Source organism: Brevundimonas sp. (assembly GCF_013912065.1).
GTDB lineage: Bacteria > Pseudomonadota > Alphaproteobacteria > Caulobacterales > Caulobacteraceae > Brevundimonas.
The window spans coordinates 97,001-114,433 of record NZ_JACESA010000007.1 but is presented as its reverse complement, the minus strand read 5'-3'; the positions used below and the strand labels follow the sequence as shown (position 1 = coordinate 114,433).

Sequence of the window (17,433 nt, the reverse complement as noted above, 5' to 3'; positions counted from 1 at the left end):
CTCATCCGGCCTTTCAGGCCGCCACGTCCAGAGGGCTCAGCGCCTGTTCCAGACCCATGGCCTTCATCAGATTGCGCAGTTCCTGGCGCGCCGCGACGTGGGCCAGCGACACCGCCACCGGCCGCACCTCGTTGGACAGGTCGGCGACCGTCAGGCCGAAGGGGAAGAGTTCGCGATAGATGACCCGGTCGCGCAGGCCCGGCCCAACGCGGAAGCCGACCCGTTTGGCCAGCTTGTTCATCCGCTCTTCCAGCCGTTTGCGGTTGCGCGCCTCGGCTACGGCCAGGCGATTGGTGACGACCAGCCAGTCGATGGTCGCATGGCGGCCCTGGCTGATCGCCCGAAGCTTGCGGGCCTCCCAGACGCTCTCGGAATAGATCGAGGGTTTCAGCAGTTCCAGCGACACCGGATCGACCTCGCCCAGCAGGTCGAAGTCGACGAAACTGTCGTTCATCGGGGTGACAATCTGGTCGGCCCGCGCATGGGCCGCGGCCGACACGGCCGTGTCGCCGCCGGGGGTGTCGATCAGGATGGCGTCCACGCCGGCCGACACGGCCTCGTTGAAGGCGCGGTCGAAGACGGCGATCTGCTCGTCCACCCCGGCCTTGGCCAGGGCCTTGCCGTCGCCCATGTCGGGCATGAAGGGCTGGGGCAGTTGCTGCTGGTTCGCCGCCAGCCAGGTCAGCCGGTTGGTGAAGAACCGCTGCATCGACCGCTGGCGCAGGTCCAGATCGATGATCGCGACGGTGCGGCCCGCATGCAGCAGGCCGGTGACGATATGGATCGCCAGGGTGGATTTGCCCGCCCCGCCTTTCTCGTTGCCGAGGACGATCACGTGAGGCTGCGTCATGAGGGAGACCTCTCTGGCGGCCGACGCGACTCAGACTTGCGCGGCCTTGGGACGACCGAGACTCGACGTACCGGCGTCAAAGGTCAACGCAGTGTTAACGCTTAAACTGTGGACTTCAGGCCGAGGCGGTTCAGCCCGCCCGTCGGCACCAGGGATCCGCCACCTGGGCGGCCGCGCACAGGGCGGACGCCGCCTCGGCCGGGATCGGACCGACCTTCAGACGGGTCAGCATCCGGCCGTCGACATGGATGGTCTCGAACACAGGCGACAGGCTGGACAGAGCGTCGCCGGCCTTCAGCCGATTCCAGGCCGCCCGCGCGCCGGCTTCACTGGAATAGGCCCCCAGCTGGATCATCCGCCCTTCCCCGCCCGACCGGATCACCGCCGGACGCAACCTCGGCTGTTCGGCCGCAGCGGCGACCGTCTCGACAACCTTCGGCGCAGGCCCTGGCAGAAGAGGCGCGACGGCCGGTTCCGCCATCCGCACGACGGCGTCCCGCAGCCCGCTCGTCCCGTCTTCGTCCGCCTTCGCCGCGCCGATCAGGCCTTCACGCGCATCCCACATTTCGTGTGGGCTCATCACCGCGACCTTCACGGGCGAGAATTTGAGGGGCCTCAGCCCCTGCGCCTCAGCCGTCCGGCGAGGCTGGGGATCGCCGGGTCGGTCGGCCTGGGGATTCATCGGGATGTCGATCGCGGCGACATGGTCCGCCATCGTCTGGAATCGGTGACGATCGCCCTCGATCGCCCCGCAACCCGCGAGGGTCAGGGCGAGGACGATCAGAACTGGACGGGTCGCTTCTGCTGGCGTCATAAGCACCACCCTAGTCGCCAGGGTTTGAAGTCTGGTGCATCGACACGCTTAAGCCACAGGGTTAACCGCTTCACCATGTCCGCGTCCGCCCCCCTCCCTGTCGTCCGCGCCGTGACGGATCTTCGCGCCACGGTCGGCGACTGGAAACGACAAGGCTTGAGCGTCGCCCTGGTTCCGACCATGGGCGCGCTGCACGAAGGCCACCTGACCCTGGTGCGCGAGGCCGGGCGTCGGGCGGACCGGGTCTTGGCCTCCAACTTCGTCAATCCGACCCAATTCGCCCCGACCGAGGACCTGGCCCGCTATCCCCGCCGCCAGGAAGAAGACGCCCGCCTGCTAGCCGGCGCCGGCTGCCACCTGATGTTCGCCCCGACGCCGGAGGCCATGTACCCTGAAGGCTTCGCCACCAGCATAACCATTGCAGGACCGGCCCTTGGCCTGGAGGGCGACTTCCGGCCCCAGATGTTCGGCGGGGTCGCCCTGATCGTCACCAAACTGTTCAACCAGGTCCAGCCGGACGTCGCTGTCTTCGGCGAGAAGGACTATCAGCAGCTGATGGTCATCCGGCGTTTCGTCCGCGACCTGGACCTGCCGATCGACATCGTCGGCGCCCCGACCCAGCGAGACGAGGCCGGGCTCGCCCTGTCCTCGCGCAACGACTATCTGTCCGAAGCCGAACTGGCCGTCGCCCGGCGCCTGAACCAGATTCTGGCCGAGGCCGCCGCCGGCGCCGCGGCGGGCCGACCGCTGCCGGGCGTGGAGCGCGAAGCCTATGCCGCCATTCTGAAAGCCGGGTTCGAACGGATCGACTATGTCGCGGTTCGCCACGCCGAGGACCTGTCGCCGTTCCGCGACGGGGTCGTCGACGCCCCGGCCCGCATCCTGGTGGCGGCCTGGTTGGGCAAGACCCGGCTGATCGACAATATGGCCGTCTGAGCGAGGCGCAAAAAAAGGCCCGACGCGAACGCCGGGCTTGAAGAAGGTTCGGTGATGGTGCGTCCCAAAAAGGGACAACATCGTCCATCCACCGCTTCGGTTAACACAGTCCTAAGGCGCAATCCGGCCTAAGGGGCGCGATCCGGCAACCAGGTCGTCTGACGCCCGCTGGGGCCGGTCGGCCAGGTCAGCCGCCACCCCTGACCTGCGCGGACGGGCGTGAAGTCGGACTGGGCGCCGAAGCCAGGAAATTCGAACCGCACGCCGCCGACCTCGATCACGGCCGGCGCGCCGCCCGGCGCCGTCGCGCGCCAGCGTCCTCCGCTTGCCTCGACAACGACCGCGCGAACCCCGTCGATCAGGACGGTCGGCGCCGTCCCGGCGGCGAGGCCCGAGACGATGACGGCCGATCCGTCGGAATCGACGGCGTCCAGCATCCCCTGGCCGTCCAGGCGCACCGTCGGCTCGCCCGCTGCGATCAAGGCGATCGGTCCCGCCCCACCCCGGATGAGGACGAGTGTCTCGGGCGAAGGGGCGGCGTCTTCTCCGACCTGAACCTCGGGCGTCAGCCGGATGTCCCCCGACGTGGCAGGGACGCGAAGCTCGAACCGACCGGACGCATCGGCGCCGACCGCCACGGCGGCGCCGTCCGCTCCGCGCAGAACCACCCGGGCGTCGGGACCGGCCCGCCCCCGCACGACGACCATCGGCCCGTCACGCATCGCGGCTTCGATCAGCGGAGGCTGGGCCCAGGAGGACGTCTCCAAGGCGTCCGCAGGCCGGGCCTCTCCCTCGCCGCCTCTCGAGCACCCCGCCAGACTGGCGCAGAGACTCACGGACAGGGCCGCGACAAGGGTGGCGGATACGGTGGCTCTGGCGATGATCCGACGTTTCATCCTTCGTCCCGACACTATATGGCTGACGCCGTAGCGGCTCGGGAATCTGTTAGCTCGACCGCCGCCGGTTTGGCCATGGCCGTCCGTGCTTTCCTTCAGTTCGAGGCCCCATGTCCCTGCCCCCCGTTTCGATCCAGCCCTTCGACGGTCCCTCCGTCTGCCTGTTCTGCGGCTCGTCCGACCGCGCCGACCCGACCTACACCGAGGCGGCCCGCGCCTTCGGCAAGGCGACGGCCGAAGCCGGCTGGCGGCTTGTCTATGGCGGCGGCGGCGTGGGCCTGATGGGCGCCTCGGCGCGCGGCGCCCATGAAGCGGGCGGGCGGGTCGTCGGCATCATGCCCGCCTTCCTGCGCAGCCGCGAGCGGCTGTTCGACGAGGTCGAGACCGTTATCGTGACCTCGATGCACGAGCGCAAACAGCTGATGTACGACCAGTCCGACGCCTTCGTCGTCGCGCCCGGCGGGATCGGCACCCTGGAAGAAGTGGTCGAACTGCTGTCGTGGAAACGGCTGGATCTGCATCAGAAGCCGGTCGTCTTCCTCAATCTGAACGGGTTCTGGGAAGGCTTCTTCGCGCTGATGCGCCACAGCGTGGACGAGGGCATGACCCCCGCCGCCTTCCTCGACGCCTGGACCGTGGCCAGTTCGGTGGAAGAGGCGATGGATCTGATTCAGGTCGGCGGCGGCGACGTGGCGCGAAGCTATGATCGTCGCTAGGTGATCGCTGCTAATAAATCCTAACGGTCACGCTTGACAGTTTTTATGGAAAACTGACATTGGCGCGACGGCACGACGCCGTTCTGCAATTCGGAGACTTGCTCATGCGCGTCCTGCTCATCGCCGCCGCCCTGTTCGCTACCGCCCCCGCCTTCGCAGGACCAGCGGGCCCCGTCGATGATGGTGGCGCGGGTCGGCGCCTTGGCGGGATCGGCCAGCGTCAGGCGGGTGGCGGCGGGGGCCTGGGCGAAGGCGCGACCTGCACCGCCGCGGGCGGGACGGAACAACCGGCGACGCGCGCCTGCCGTCGCGTGGTCCAGAAGTTCGGCGCCGTGACCGAATTCTCCTACAAGGGAACCGAGCTCAGCGCCGACGAACTGGCCGCCTGCAACGCCTGACCCGGCCGGGGCGGCCCCTTCAGGGGATCAGGCCGCCTCGCCTTTCAGCCGCCGCTGGATGGTCTCACGACCGATCAGCGGCGCCATGGCCGCCATGTCCGGCCCATGCGCCTGTCCCGTCAGGGCCAGGCGCAACGGCATGAACAGGGCCTTGCCCTTGGCCCCGGTCTCGGCCTTGACGGCGTTGGTCCAGGCCGACCAGGCGGTCTCGTCGATCACCTCAGGCAGCAATTGGGCAGCAGCTTCGATAAAGGCGGCGTCCTCGATCACCGGCTGGACCGGACCGCGGACGATCTTCACCATTTCAACAACATCGGCGAACTTGTTCAGATTGCCGCGCACCACGGCCCAGAAGGTCTCGCCCATGTCGGCGTCCAGGACCTGGAGGCGGGGCTTGGCGGTCGCATAGTCCATGACATGCAGGGACTGGGCGTTCAGGCGATCAAGATCCGCCGTATCGTAACGCGCCGGCGACCGGCCCATCTTGGCGAAGGCGAAGCCGGCGCCCAGGGCCTGGACCGACTCGGCGACTTCCAGCGGATCCGAGGTGCCGATCCGGCCCAGGTGGCTGGTGATGGCGATGGGCTCATAGCCCTGGTCGCGCATGTCGCTGATCGACAGCGAGCCCAGCCGCTTGGACAGGGCGGCCCCGTCGGCGCCGACCAGCAGGGGCATGTGGGCGAAGCCCGGAACGGCCGCCTCCAGAGCCTCGAATATCTCGATCTGGGCGCCGGTGTTGGTGACGTGATCCTCGCCCCGGATGATGTGGGTGATGGCCATGTCGATGTCGTCGACCACCGAAGGCAGGGTGTAGAGGAACAGGCCGTCCTCGCGGATCAGGACGGGGTCGGACATCGAGGCGGTATCGACCTCGGCATGGCCGCGCGCCAGGTCTTCCCAGGCGACGCGCTTGCCTTCCAGCTTGAAACGCCAGTGCGGGCGGCGGCCCTCGGCCTCGTAGGCGGCCTTCTGTTCGTCGGTCAGCTCCAGGGCGGCGCGGTCGTAGATGGGCGGCAGGCCGCGCGACAGTTGCACCTTGCGGCGGCGATCCAGTTCGTCGGCGGTCTCATAGGCCGGATATAGCCGCCCCGACGCCTTCAGGCGGGCGGCGGCCTCCTCGTAGCGGTCGAACCGCTTGGATTGGTTGTAGCGCTCGTCCCAGGTCAGACCCAGCCAGGCCAGATCGTCCTCGATCCCCTGTTCGAACTCCGGCGTCGAACGAGCCAGGTCGGTGTCGTCGATACGCAGCACGAAGGACCCGCCCTGCCCCTTCGCGAACAGCCAGTTCACCAGGGCGGTGCGGACATTGCCGACGTGCAGCTTTCCCGTCGGCGACGGGGCGAAACGAACCTTGACGGACATGGGGGATCAACGACCTCGAAAGCGAGGCGGCTAGGTCGCGCCGCAACCCCGTGAAGTCAAGGCCGACCCGCTTCCTGGGCCTCAGAAACGAGGATCAGTCGTCGCGGTGGACGCGTTCGCGGCGCTCGTGGCGTTCCTGGGCCTCGACCGACAGGGTCGCCGTCGGGCGGGCTTCAAGACGCCCCAGACCGATCGGCTCGCCAGTGTCCTCGCAATAGCCGTAGGAGCCGTCCTCGATCCGACGCAGGGCGTCGTCGATCTTGGAGATCAACTTGCGCTGGCGATCGCGGGTGCGCAACTCGAGCGCGCGATCCGATTCCGACGAGGCCCGGTCGACCAGGTCAGGATGGTTTTCGGTCTCGGCCTTCAGATTGACGACCGTGCCCTTGGACTCGCGAAGGATTTCGTCCTTCCAGGCCAGCAGCTTTTTCTTGAAATAGGCAAGCTGCCGTTCACTCATGAACGGCTCATCGTCAGACGGCCGATAAAGACCGGTTTCGTCGGACACAACGGACGCCAAAGCGTTCATCGCACTCACGCTCTCTAAGCACGCCCCCCTGTGGCGTATGGGCCGTATAGTCAGCCTTAAGAGTCGCGGCAACGGCGTTCGCGATTCCGTGATCGCGAATAGGCGAAGCCCTGCCGCCGCGTGACATTTGGCGCGCAGTCTAACCGCTATATTTTGAAATATCGGCGTTTTCGACGTCAGGCGTCGCCGCGACGCAACTCGGCCTTGGCCAGTTCCACCGACGCTCGCAGGTCGATCTGATCCAGCAGCGCGTTCAGGCCGGCGTCCCCGTCATCGGGCCGCTCCTCGCGCAACGTCCGTGCGAGTCGCTCCAGCGCCGCCTCGTCGGCGTCTCCGGACAGCAGCGCCATCTTGATCTCGTCCAGCCGGTCCAGCAGGCCCGCGCCGCGCTTGACGGCGCGCCGGCGTTTTTCCAGCGGTCCTTCGATCCCTTGAAGCGCCATCAGCGCCGAAACGTCGCCGACGCCTGATGTCGCGACGCTGGCGGAGGATGCGCTCGGCGCGGCCGCCGAGCCGGTCTGGCCCAGCGAGAATCCGCTGGAAGAGCGCGCGGCCTTGCCGCCTGTCGGGGCGCTGGCCCCTGTGGTCCCTGTGACCTTCATCGGCGGATGCTCCGGCTCATGAGTTCATCCTTGGCGAACGGAATGACTGTTTGGTTAACGCCTGGGCAAAACTTGCCGCCACATGAAAGCGGCGGATCCACCGACCCTAGCGTTTTCATGAACTTATGGACCGGCACGATCCTCGCAACAGGATGAATGAAACGCCGTCTGGGACGTCCGACCGATGCAGAATTTGCTTGCCCGCCTCGCCACGCCTATCGCCGTCGTCGCCGCGCTGGGCGCCGTCGCATCCCCCGCTCTCGCCCAGTCGCGAATCAAGGACATCGCGGCGGTCGAGGGCGTGCGGGGCAACCAGTTGGTCGGCTACGGCATGGTCATGGGCCTGAACGGCACCGGCGACTCGCTGCGCAACTGCCCCTTCACCCGCCAGTCTCTGGAAGGCATGACCGAGCGTCTGGGCGTCAATATCCGCGGCGCCAACGCCAACACCAAGAACATGGCCGCGGTCATGGTCTCGGCCGAACTGCCGGCCTTCGCCACGCCCGGCTCGCGCATCGACGTCAATGTCTCGTCCATGTGCGACGCCAAGAGCCTGTTGGGCGGATCGCTGGTCGTCACCAGCCTGCAAGGCGCCGACGGTCAGGTCTATGCGGTTGCTCAGGGGTCGGTGCAGACCGGCTCCGTCTCGGCCTCGGGCGGGTCGGGCTCTTCGGTCACGCGCGGCGTGCCGACGGCCGGCCGGATCGCCTCGGGCGCCTCGGTCGAGCGCGAAACCGGCTTCGAGATGGCCAATATGAACGAGGTTCGCCTGAACCTGCGCAACCCCGATTTCACGACGGCCCAGCGGGTCGCCGCCGCCGTCAACGCTGCCTATCCGGGTTCGGCCCTGGCCGAGAACGGCACCGTCGTCGCCCTGCGCGCGCCCGGTCAACTGGGCATGGCGGGCTTCATCAGCCGTGTGGAAAACCTGCCCGTCACGGTCGATTCGCCTGCCAAGGTGATCATCGACGAGGTCAACGGGGTCATCGTCATGGGCGACGCCGTACGTATCTCTCGCGTGGCCATCGCCCAGGGCAATCTGACCATATCGGTCGACGAACAACCCTTCGCCAGCCAGCCCACTCCCTTCAGCCGGGGGGGAGAGACCGTGGTCGTTCCCAATACCCAGGTCAGCGTGGAGGAAGATCTGGGCACCCAGATGCGGTTCGTCGGCGGCGGGACCAGCCTGTCCACTGTGGTCAACGGCCTGAACGCCCTCGGCGTTAGCCCGCGCGACATGATCAGCATCCTGCAGGCCATCAAGGCGTCCGGCGCGCTGCAGGCCGACATCGAGGTCATGTGATCATGAGCGACCTGACCGTCTCGCCCGACCTGACCCGCCCCGTCCCGACCCCCGCGACGGGCGCGTCCGGCGACAAGATCAAGCAGACCGCCGAAGCCTTCGAGGCCTCCTTCATTTCCCAGATGCTGAAGCCGATGTTCGAAGGCCTGTCCACGGACGGGCTGTTCGGCGGCGGCCAGGCCGAGGCGACCTGGCGCAGCTTCATGCTGGACGAAATAGCCAAGAAGACCGTCTCGGCGGGCGGCATCGGCCTGGCTGCGCCGGTGATGAACGAGATGCTGAAGATGCAGGAGACGGCCCAATGAGCGAATCGGAACTCGCCGGCGCGCGGACGCGCCAACTGCTCGACCTGACCCGTCGCCTGACCGAACGTCTGGCCGTCGAGACGCGCGCCTTCCAGGAAGGCCGTCCCCAGGCGGTCGCAGCCAGCCTGGCCGAGACCCAGGAGATGGCCAATCTCTATCGCCGCGATTCCGGTCATGTGAAGGCCGATCCCAAGCTTCTGGCGGCCGCTCCGGCGGCCGACCGGACGGCGCTGATCGAGGCCACGCGCGCCTTTGAGGCCGTCCTGTCCCGGCACGCCAGCGCGGTCGAGGCCGCCCGCAAGATTTCCGAAGGACTGGTCCGCGCCATCGCCCACGAGGTCGCGGCCGCCCGAACCCCGGCCTCGGCCTATGCCGCCGACGGCCGCGCCGCGCTGGGCGACGGCCGCGCGGTGGCCTTCAACCGCAAGGCCTGAGCCCGGAATATCATTCCGGCGCAGAGTCCTATTCCTTGTTGCCGATTTTTTAAGCGCCGCCATGCATGCTGTCGGCATGTCGATGACTGCTCGCCTTCTCGGTCTGGCCTTCGCATCCTCCGATGCGTTGGTCGAAATTGACGCCGAAGGTCGGGTCGCATTCGCGCTCGGCGCCGGTCCCAAGCCAGGATCGGACGTCGGCGCCCTGTGGACCGGCAAACCGCTCGCGTCCCTTCTTCATGAGGGCGACGCCGTCCTGCACGCCCTGCTGGCCGCCAAGCCGGGCGCCCGCAGCCCTGCCACGCAGATTCTGGTCATGGCTGGACCGGACCGGGTGCGGCGCGCTTCGCTTCGCGCCTTCATCCTGCCCCAGCTGGCCCCGTCCATCTCCTGTTCCATCGCGTACGAGGGCCCTGCCATCGCGGTGGCGGACATCGAGACCGCCCCCCTGGTCGACGCAGAAACCTTCCTGGCCGACGCCGTGCGCGTGGTCGATGTCGCGCCGGGCCTGTCCCTGGCGTTCCTCGATATTCGTGGCCTGGAAGACCTGGCGGGCGAAGTCGCCGAAAAGGTGCACCGCCGCATCGAGGCCACGCTTCAATCGGCCGCGGCCCAGGGCTCTTCGGCCGCGCAGATCACGCCGGAGCGTTTCGCCCTGCTGCGCCCCAGCAGCGATATGCGCGACCTGGCCGCCGAGGTGGTCGAGGCCGGTCGGGCCGAGGGCGTCCATCTGGACGCCGAATCCTTCCATTCCACTGTGCCCGAGGGCGCGGACAGTCTTTGCGTGCTGCGGGCCATGCGGTTCGCCATCGAAGGCTGCCTGAAGGACGACGGCCTCGCCAATCCGCAGATCGCCTTCTCCGAGTCGCTGAAACGCACCTTCCGCGATGCAGAGGCCTTCCGCAGCGTGGTCAAGTCGCGCGAGTTCCAGGTCCATTACCAGCCGATCGTTCACCTCGGCACGCGCTCGGTCCACCATTTCGAAGCCCTGGCCCGCTTCAACTCCAACAGCGGTCCCGCCAACGCCATCCGCATGGCCGAGGAACTGGACCTGATCGAATCCTTCGATCTGGCCGTCGCCGAGAAGGTGCTGAAGCGGATGCGCGCGCCCGGCGCCGGTCTGCTGAAGATGGCGATCAATGTGTCCGGCGCCTCGTTGGGCGACGACACCTATGTCGAGCAGCTGTTGCAGTTGACCGCGGGGTCTCCGACCGAGCGCAAGCGGCTGATCGTCGAGATCACCGAGACCTCGGCCCTGGCGGACATCGAGGCGGCCAACCGGCGCCTGGCCGCCCTGCGGGATGCGGGCATCAAGGTCTGTATCGACGACTTCGGCTCCGGCGCCGCCTCCTACGACTATCTGCGCAAGCTGTCGGTCGACGCCGTCAAGATCGACGGCGCCCTGATCCAGGATCTCGAGACCGACGACGTGGTCCGCAACCTGGTGCGCAACATCGTCGAGCTGAGCCGTTCGCTGAAGCTCGAGACCATCGCCGAGATGATCGAGACCGAATCCGTCGTGGGGGAACTGAAGACCCTGGGCGTCGAATATGGTCAGGGCTGGTTGTTCGGCCGCGCCGAGGCCGAACCCCGCACCCAGCTGGCCAGCGCGGCCCCCGTACGTCGTCGCGGCGCCGTCGAAGCCTGGGGCTGAGCCGCCGAAATCAGCGGCCGCCGCTTTCCGTCCGCATCCGAATCTACATACCCGCGTTGTCGGGGTGCTGATCATTCGGAGGGTTGATTATGGCGAAGTGCGGAAAGGTTCTGGCGATGGTCGCTGCGGGCGTGGCGGTGTGGGCCATGGTGTCCGGCGTGGCGTACGTCAGCGCGGCCCTGGCCTTCTAGTTTCAGCGGAACTCAGGCGTGACCGGGCGCAGCGGAGGCCTGGCCCGGATGTCCGGAACTGGCGAGCGCGGGACTGGCGGTCTTCAGGCCTGACACGATCACCTCGGCGCCCTGTCGCCGGTAACGGGCGATCACCTTGTCCAGAGCCGCCGCGCCGGTGACGTCCCACAGATGGGCGTCGGCCATGTCGATCTCGACCCGCGTCGGATGACCGTGGTGCTCGAAGCTGGCGGCGAACAGGCCGGCGGATCCGAAGAAGAGCTGACCCTGGACGACGTAGCGAACGGCGCCGGGCTCGGGCACCTCGATCTCGCGCACCGTCAGGGTCTTGGCGACCTTGCGCATGAAGAAGACCGCCGACAGCAGCACCCCCAGCATCACCCCCTTGGACAGGTCATGGGTGACGACCACCGTCACGGTGGTGGCGATCATCACCAGGGACGACTGGAAGGGGACGGCGCGGATCTTCAGCACCGATCCCCAGTCGAAGGTGCCGATCGAGACCATGATCATGACCGCCACCAAGGCCGCCATCGGGATGCGCGCCACCCAGTCGCGCAGCACCAGGATCAGGAACAGCAGGAACAGGCCGGCCCACAGGGTCGACAGCCGCCCGCGCGCCCCGGAGGTCACATTGATCATCGACTGGCCGATCATGGCGCAGCCGGCCATGCCGCCGAACAGGGGCGACAGGATGTTGGCGATGCCCTGGCCGCGCGTCTCGCGGTCCTTGTCGGATGGAGTGTCGGTGACGTCGTCCAGCAGATTGGCGGTCAGCAGGCTTTCCAGCAGGCCGACGAAGGCCAGGGTGGCCGAGACCGGGGCGATGATCGTCAGCGTCTGCCAGGTCAGGGGGACCGCCGGCAGGTGGAAGACCGGAAGGGTCGACGGCATCTGGCCCATGTCGCCGACGGTGCGGACGTCGAGGCCCGTGATCATGACGAAGGCGCTGATCAGGACGATGGCGACCAGGGGCGACGGCACGGCCCTGGTCAGGCGCGGGAAGCCGTAGATGACCGCCAGGGCCGCCGCCACCAGGGCGTAGGTCGGCAGGCCTGCGCCGATCAGTTCGGGCATCTGGGCCAGGAAGATTAGGATGGCCAGGGCGTTGACGAAACCCGTCATCACCGACTTGGAGACATAGCGGATATAGCGGCCCAGCTTCAGCAGGCCGATGACGATCTGGAAGACGCCGCACAGCAGCGAGGCGGCGAACAGATATTCCAGGCCGTGGTCGCGGACCAGGCCGACCATCAGCAGGGCCATGGCCCCAGTGGCGGCCGAGATCATGGCCGGACGCCCGCCGACGAAGGCGATGGTCACCGCGATGACGACGCTGGCGTACAGACCGACGGCCGGATCGACCCCGGCGATGATCGAAAAGGCGATGGCCTCGGGGATCAGAGCCAGGGCGACGACGGTGCCCGCCAGCAGGTCGCGACGAGGATTGGCGAGCCACTGCTGGCGCGCGGAGGCGATGAGGGACATGAGGTTCAGCTGGGGTCTGCCGACACCGACCTGGGCGCACGGCCATGGATCGTCTGCGGCGGGTTTCCCGGCGGATCGGCGGCCGGGATAGCCACCCGACGCTTCAAACAGGCCGGGTCCGAGGTGAGGGCCGCCTGATGCCCGGTCCCGGCCCGAAAGGCAAGCCGCCTATGAGGCGGTGAGTCTCGCCAGCGACGGTCTCTCATCGGCCTTGGCGGCGGCCGTCGCCTCGACGGCGCGCATGACCCGCAGCAGATTCTCGCCGGCGATCTTGCGGATGTCGGCCTCGGTCCAGCCGGCGTCCATCAGGGCCGCCAGGATGCGGGGATAGGCGTCGACGCCGGTCATGCCTTCGGGAAGGCTGCCGATGCCGTCGAAGTCGGCGCCCAGGCCGACGTGGTCGATCCCCGCGACCTGACGCACGTGCTGGATATGGGCGACCACGTCGGCCTGGGTCGCCTGCGGCGTGGGGTGGGCCTGGTTCCAGGCCGTCAGGCCGGACTCGACGGCGGTTGGATCGCCGGGGTTCAGGGTCTTCAGCCGCTCCTCCTCGCCCGCGCGGTCGGCGTTCCAGGCGCGGACCCGTTCGGAGACGAAGCCGGGGGCTAGATTGATCATCACGATCCCGCCGTCTTCCGGCATCATCCGCAGCACCCGGTCGGGCACGTTGCGCGGATGGGCCGTGATCGCCCGCGCCGAGGAGTGGGAGAAGATGACCGGGGCGTCGGACACCCGCATGGCGTCCAGCATGGTGTCCTCGGACACGTGGCTGAGGTCCACCATCATGCCCAGGCGGTTCATCTCCTTGACCACAGCCTCGCCGAACGGGTTCAGCCCGCCCCATTTCGGGGCGTCGGTCGCGCTGTCGGCCCAGGTCGTGGTCTTGGAATGGGTCAGGGTCATGTAGCGGGCGCCGGCGCGATGGAACTCGCGCAGCAGGGCCAGGGAATCGTCGATCGAATAGCCGCCCTCCATGCCGATCAGGCTGGCGATGCGGCCCGAGGCGAAGACCGCCTCGACCTCGTCCGCCGTCGTGGCCAGGCCGAAGACGTCCGGGTGGGCGGCGATGATCCGTTTGGCCGTGTCGATCTGTTCGAAGGTCTCCTCGACCGCCTCCAGCGGCGTCAGGCTGGCGGGGACATAGACCGACCAGAACTGGCCGCCGACGCCGCCGGCGCGCAGGCGGGCGATGTCGGTGTGAAGCGGGGTCGTGGCTTCCAGGTCGGTGGTCAGGTCCACGGCGTAGACGTCGTTGCCGTACTTCTGGCGCAGGGCCCAGGGCAGGTCGTTATGGCCGTCGATCAGGGGGGTGGTCTTCAGGATCTCCATCACGCGGGCCTCGTTAGCCGATTGGGCCGGGGCGTGGGCGTTCGCGGCGGTGGCGAAGGCGGCGACGGCGGCCCCGGCGAGCAGATGGCGGATCATGATGCGGCTCCCTGATTTTCGGAGCGCACACTGACAGACGCAAGGCGGCAGACAACCCCTCATCCGAGCCCTTCGGGCCCACCTTCTCCCGCAAGGGGAGAAGGAAGAGGTTTCCCGGTCGGGGGACGAGGGGCTAGGAGAGGCGCATGAGCGACGCCGCCTATTCCGATCCGCTCGACCTGAAGAAGGTCGAGACCCGCGCCTGGTTCGAGCATCTGCGCGACCGTATCCATGCGGCGTTCGAGGCGCTGGAGGATGCGGCTCCGGAGGATCTGTTTCCGGGGGAGCCGGGGCGGTTCGTGCGGACGCCCTGGACCCGGCCCGAAGGCGGCGGCGGGGTGATGGGGATGATGCACGGGCGGCTGTTCGAGAAGGTCGGCGTGCACGTTTCGACCGTGCACGGAACATTCCCAGCCGACTACGCCAAGACCGTGCCCGGCGCGGCCGAGGATCCCCGCTTCTTCGCCACCGGGATCAGCCTGATCTGCCATCCGGTCAGCCCGCGTGTGCCGGCCGTCCACATGAACACCCGCTTCATCGCCACGACCCAGAGCTGGTTCGGCGGCGGGGGCGACCTGACGCCGGTGCTGGCGGCGGATCGGCGGCAGGATCACCCGGACACCCTGGCCTTCCATGCCGCGATGAAGGCCGCCTGCGACGCCCATGACCCGGAGTGGCACGCGAAATACAAGGCGTGGTGCGACGAGTATTTCTACCTGCCGCATCGGCAGGAGCCGCGCGGCACCGGCGGGATCTTCTACGACCACCACGACAGCGGCGACCACGACCGGGACTTCGCCTTCACCCGCGACGTGGGCCTGGCCTTCCTGGACGTCTATCCGAGGATCGTGGCGGGCCGGATGGCCGAGCCCTGGACGATCGAGGAGCGCGAGGAGCAGCTGGTGCGGCGCGGCCGATACGTGGAGTTCAACCTGCTGTACGATCGTGGCACGATGTTCGGCCTAAAGACCGGCGGCAACGTCGATTCGATCCTCAGCTCCATGCCCCCGATGGTGAAATGGCCGTGAAATCCCCCCTCGCGAAAATCCTGCTGCGCCCGCTGGCGACCTCGGTGCTGTTCGGGGTGCTGTACGGCGTCTATCTGACCCTGGCGAAACAGCCGGATATCCCGCTGACGCTGTTCGTGGTGATCGGCTTCTATTTCGCGGCGTCCCTGTTGCTGGAGCGGTTCGTGTTTCCACGGTTCGGGCTCTGAGCGAAAAAAAGACAGTCTGAATAGTCTGAAACTCGGGCGTGCACCCGCCCTTGAAACCGCGCCCCCAAATTGCACTTGCACAGCCCGAAAACAGTGCAATATGCAAAAGAGTGCAATTTCGCGCGCCTTCTTTTGCTTCGATTTTCAAAGACCCGATACGCATTCTAATCCCGCTGGGAGGCGTGTTGGGTCGATGGTCGGGATTTTCTGAAATCACCCGATAATTCAAAGGGCGGTTGCATGGAATTAGGAGGGCAAATCCCTCCCCCTCTCAGCCCATCGCTGCGATAAAGGCGTCCCCCGCGCGGCTGCGATAGCGTTCGGCGTGGCGCAGCAGGCGGAAGGGGCGTTCCGGCAGGGCGAAGGCCACGCTGACCAGACGGCCGGCGGCGACCGAGGCGTAGGCGACGCTTTCGGACAGGGCGGTGGCGCCGGCCCCGGCCTCGGCCGCCGCGAGGACGGCTTCGTTCGACGGCAGGGTCATGGCGACAGGCAGGTCGGCGGGATCGACCCCAGCCTGACGCACCGCCTCTTCCAGCGTCGAACGGGTGCCCGAGCCGTGTTCGCGCAGCACCCAGGGCGATGAGGCCAGGTCGTGCGCCGACAGCCGGCGCAGCCCCGCCCAGGGATGATCGGGCGTGACCACGACGGCGAGGCGGTCCGAGCCGATCCGGCTCTGTTCCAGCGCGGTTTCGTCCACAGTCCCTTCGACCAGGCCGATCTCGGCGGCGCCGGCCAGGACAGCGGCGGCGGCCTCGCGCGTATTGCCGATCTGGACGTCCAGTTCGATGCCCGGATGGGCGGCGTGGAAGGCCACCAGGCGACGCGGCAGCCAGTAGGAGGCGATGGTCTGGCTGGCGAAGACCGCCAGACGGCCGCGCCGCAGGGCGCTCATGTCCGCCAGCGCCGCCTCGGCCGCCGCCGCCCTAGCCAGGACCGCCCGGGCCTCGGGCAGGAAGGCCTCGCCCGTCGAATTCAGCACGACGCCCCGCCCGACCCGGTCGAACAGATGGACGTCGTGCTCGGCCTCAAGCGCCGCGATGGCGTTGGACACCGCCGACTGGGTCAGGTTCAGCGCCCGCGCCGCCGCCGTCACATGCTGGCGCTCGGCGACGGCGACGAAGATGCGGAGGCGTTCCAGGGTCATAATCGATCTCAAAATCGGATTGAAATGACCATAACAATCCGTTGGACGCCGGTCGAGGCCCGGCGCACCAAGCTGGACCATGAAGACCGCCGCCCCTGCCGTCGTTTTGACGCCGCCCCTGCCCCGCCCCGTGAGGCTGAGCGAGCGGCTGGCGGCGTTCGGCCGCGCGGTCTGGCCCGGCCTGATGATGAGCCTGATGGTCGCCCTGGCGGCGGTCGGGCTGGGCGGTCTTGAACACGAGGCGATGGGCAAGGCCTGGCTGGAGCCCCTGGTCCTGGCCATACTGCTAGGCGCGGGGGTGCGGACGGTCTGGGCGCCCGACGCCCGGTTCAGGGTCGGGATCGATTTCAGCGCCAAGATCCTGCTGGAGGTCGCGGTGGTCCTGCTGGGCGCCTCGGTCAGTGCGGCGACCCTGTCGTCGCTGGGGTTGGGTTTCGTGGCCGGGATCCTCGCCCTGGTGGCCGCCGCCATATTGGCCGGGTTCGGGATCGGGCGTCTGCTCGGATTGAACCCGCGCATGGCCCTGCTGGTCGCGTGCGGCAACGCCATCTGCGGCAACTCCGCCATCGCCGCCGTGGCCCCGGTGATCGACGCCGATGGGGAAGAGGTGGCGGCCTCCATCGCCTTCACGGCCGTGCTGGGGGTGGTGGTCGTGCTGACCCTGCCGCTGCTAGGCGGACTGATGTCGATGAGCGGGCTGCAGTTCGGCGCCCTGGCGGGGCTGACCGTATACGCCGTGCCGCAGGTGCTGGCGGCCGCCGCGCCGCTCGGGGCGGTGGCGACCCAGACGGGCACGGTGGTCAAGCTGGCGCGGGTGCTGATGCTGGGGCCGGTGATTCTGGTCCTGTCGGTGATTTTCCGGGAGCGGGCGGCGGGGGCGAAGGGGCCGGGTCTGCACCGGCTGCTGCCGTGGTTCATCGTCGGCTTTCTGGCGATGATCGCGCTGAGGAACCTGGACCTGATCCCGCAGGCGGCGCTGGCGCCGATGGCGGGGGCGTCCGGCCTGCTGACGGTGGCGGCCATGGCGGCCCTGGGGCTGCAGACCGACATACGGGCGGTGGCGCGAGCCGGCGGGCGGGTGGTGGCGGCCGTGGTGCTGTCGCTGGCGGCGCTGGTGGGGATGAGCCTGGGGTTGATCGCGGTGCTGGGGGTTTAGATCACCTACAC

Annotated in this window: 19 protein-coding genes and 1 other annotated feature; of the genes, 10 read left to right on the top strand and 9 right to left on the bottom strand. The window is 68.0% G+C overall.

Going from position 1 to position 17,433, the window contains the following annotated elements; translation table 11 throughout:
* Nucleotides 1-13: 13 nt before the first annotated feature.
* Together H2037_RS08060 and H2037_RS08055 are read right to left on the bottom strand one after the other, a co-directional pair.
* The gene (locus tag H2037_RS08060; RefSeq protein ID WP_292120088.1) at nt 14-850 is read right to left on the bottom strand and encodes a division plane positioning ATPase MipZ; all 837 of its coding nucleotides are present in this window, start codon (nt 848-850) and stop codon (nt 14-16) included.
* A gap of 130 nt (nt 851-980) precedes the next feature.
* On the bottom strand, nt 981-1,664 hold the full coding sequence (locus H2037_RS08055) for an SPOR domain-containing protein (RefSeq protein WP_292120085.1): 684 nt from the start codon (nt 1,662-1,664) through the stop codon (nt 981-983).
* Between the two features lie 75 nt (nt 1,665-1,739).
* On the opposite strand from H2037_RS08055, the gene panC reads away from it, so the two are divergent.
* Nucleotides 1,740-2,600 (top strand): pantoate--beta-alanine ligase, encoded by an 861-nt coding sequence (gene panC, locus H2037_RS08050; RefSeq protein WP_292120083.1) that lies wholly within the window; start codon nt 1,740-1,742, stop codon nt 2,598-2,600.
* A gap of 128 nt (nt 2,601-2,728) precedes the next feature.
* On the opposite strand, the gene H2037_RS08045 is transcribed toward panC, so the two are convergent.
* On the bottom strand, nt 2,729-3,496 hold the full coding sequence (locus H2037_RS08045; protein WP_292120080.1) for a hypothetical protein: 768 nt from the start codon (nt 3,494-3,496) through the stop codon (nt 2,729-2,731).
* 110 nt (nt 3,497-3,606) lie between these two features.
* Here H2037_RS08045 and H2037_RS08040 point away from each other — a divergent pair, with 110 nt between their 5' ends.
* Entirely contained in the window at nt 3,607-4,212 is a 606-nt protein-coding gene (locus H2037_RS08040; RefSeq protein WP_292120079.1) for a TIGR00730 family Rossman fold protein, read from the top strand.
* 104 nt (nt 4,213-4,316) lie between these two features.
* The gene (locus tag H2037_RS08035; protein WP_292120077.1) at nt 4,317-4,610 is read left to right on the top strand and encodes a hypothetical protein; all 294 of its coding nucleotides are present in this window, start codon (nt 4,317-4,319) and stop codon (nt 4,608-4,610) included.
* Between the two features lie 27 nt (nt 4,611-4,637).
* On the opposite strand, the gene gltX is transcribed toward H2037_RS08035, so the two are convergent.
* The 3 genes from gltX to H2037_RS08020 form a co-directional block, all read right to left on the bottom strand.
* Nucleotides 4,638-5,972 carry a glutamate--tRNA ligase gene (gltX, locus tag H2037_RS08030; protein WP_292120075.1) on the bottom strand — a complete coding sequence of 445 codons (1,335 nt, stop codon included), beginning with the start codon at nt 5,970-5,972 and terminating at the stop codon, nt 4,638-4,640.
* A 94-nt stretch (nt 5,973-6,066) separates the two neighbouring features.
* Nucleotides 6,067-6,501, bottom strand: coding sequence for an RNA polymerase-binding protein DksA (gene dksA / locus H2037_RS08025; protein WP_292120073.1), 435 nt, complete (start codon nt 6,499-6,501; stop codon nt 6,067-6,069).
* 176 nt (nt 6,502-6,677) lie between these two features.
* Nucleotides 6,678-7,103, bottom strand: coding sequence for a flagellar assembly protein FliX (locus tag H2037_RS08020; protein ID WP_292120070.1), 426 nt, complete (start codon nt 7,101-7,103; stop codon nt 6,678-6,680).
* A gap of 184 nt (nt 7,104-7,287) precedes the next feature.
* On the opposite strand from H2037_RS08020, the gene H2037_RS08015 reads away from it, so the two are divergent.
* The 4 genes from H2037_RS08015 to H2037_RS08000 all read left to right on the top strand — a co-directional run bounded on the left by H2037_RS08015 (nt 7,288) and on the right by H2037_RS08000 (nt 10,799).
* Nucleotides 7,288-8,406 carry a flagellar basal body P-ring protein FlgI gene (locus H2037_RS08015; RefSeq protein ID WP_292120068.1) on the top strand — a complete coding sequence of 373 codons (1,119 nt, stop codon included), beginning with the start codon at nt 7,288-7,290 and terminating at the stop codon, nt 8,404-8,406.
* Between the two features lie 2 nt (nt 8,407-8,408).
* The gene (locus tag H2037_RS08010) at nt 8,409-8,711 is read left to right on the top strand and encodes a rod-binding protein (protein ID WP_292120065.1); all 303 of its coding nucleotides are present in this window, start codon (nt 8,409-8,411) and stop codon (nt 8,709-8,711) included.
* Nucleotides 8,708-9,145: a flagellar basal-body protein FlbY gene (locus H2037_RS08005; RefSeq protein ID WP_292120062.1), complete on the top strand. Its 438-nt coding sequence runs from the start codon at nt 8,708-8,710 to the stop codon at nt 9,143-9,145. The genes H2037_RS08010 and H2037_RS08005 overlap by 4 nt, the downstream gene beginning before the upstream one ends.
* Nucleotides 9,146-9,227: 82 nt before the next feature.
* Complete coding sequence (locus H2037_RS08000; RefSeq protein ID WP_292120060.1) at nt 9,228-10,799, top strand: EAL domain-containing protein; 1,572 nt, start codon at nt 9,228-9,230, stop codon at nt 10,797-10,799.
* A 203-nt stretch (nt 10,800-11,002) separates the two neighbouring features.
* Here the strand turns inward: H2037_RS08000 and H2037_RS07995 are convergent, their stop codons facing one another.
* Together H2037_RS07995 and H2037_RS07990 are read right to left on the bottom strand one after the other, a co-directional pair.
* Nucleotides 11,003-12,478, bottom strand: coding sequence for a SulP family inorganic anion transporter (locus H2037_RS07995; RefSeq protein WP_292120058.1), 1,476 nt, complete (start codon nt 12,476-12,478; stop codon nt 11,003-11,005).
* A 61-nt stretch (nt 12,479-12,539) separates the two neighbouring features.
* Nucleotides 12,540-12,601: a sequence feature (sul1 is cis-regulatory element that is thought to sense ions involved in sulfur or methionine metabolism; They are found in Alphaproteobacteria), on the bottom strand.
* 45 nt (nt 12,602-12,646) lie between these two features.
* Entirely contained in the window at nt 12,647-13,903 is a 1,257-nt protein-coding gene (locus H2037_RS07990) for a dipeptidase (protein WP_292120055.1), read from the bottom strand.
* 146 nt (nt 13,904-14,049) lie between these two features.
* Here H2037_RS07990 and hemF point away from each other — a divergent pair, with 146 nt between their 5' ends.
* Entirely contained in the window at nt 14,050-14,931 is an 882-nt protein-coding gene (gene hemF / locus H2037_RS07985; RefSeq protein ID WP_292120052.1) for an oxygen-dependent coproporphyrinogen oxidase, read from the top strand.
* Nucleotides 14,928-15,119: a hypothetical protein gene (locus tag H2037_RS07980; RefSeq protein ID WP_292120049.1), complete on the top strand. Its 192-nt coding sequence runs from the start codon at nt 14,928-14,930 to the stop codon at nt 15,117-15,119. The genes hemF and H2037_RS07980 overlap by 4 nt, the downstream gene beginning before the upstream one ends.
* A 271-nt stretch (nt 15,120-15,390) precedes the next feature.
* Here the strand turns inward: H2037_RS07980 and H2037_RS07975 are convergent, their stop codons facing one another.
* Nucleotides 15,391-16,266 carry a LysR family transcriptional regulator gene (locus H2037_RS07975; RefSeq protein WP_292120046.1) on the bottom strand — a complete coding sequence of 292 codons (876 nt, stop codon included), beginning with the start codon at nt 16,264-16,266 and terminating at the stop codon, nt 15,391-15,393.
* 79 nt (nt 16,267-16,345) lie between these two features.
* On the opposite strand from H2037_RS07975, the gene H2037_RS07970 reads away from it, so the two are divergent.
* A complete protein-coding gene (locus H2037_RS07970; protein WP_292120042.1) occupies nt 16,346-17,422 on the top strand; it encodes a putative sulfate exporter family transporter in 1,077 nt (358 codons plus the stop codon).
* Nucleotides 17,423-17,433 lie beyond the last annotated feature (11 nt).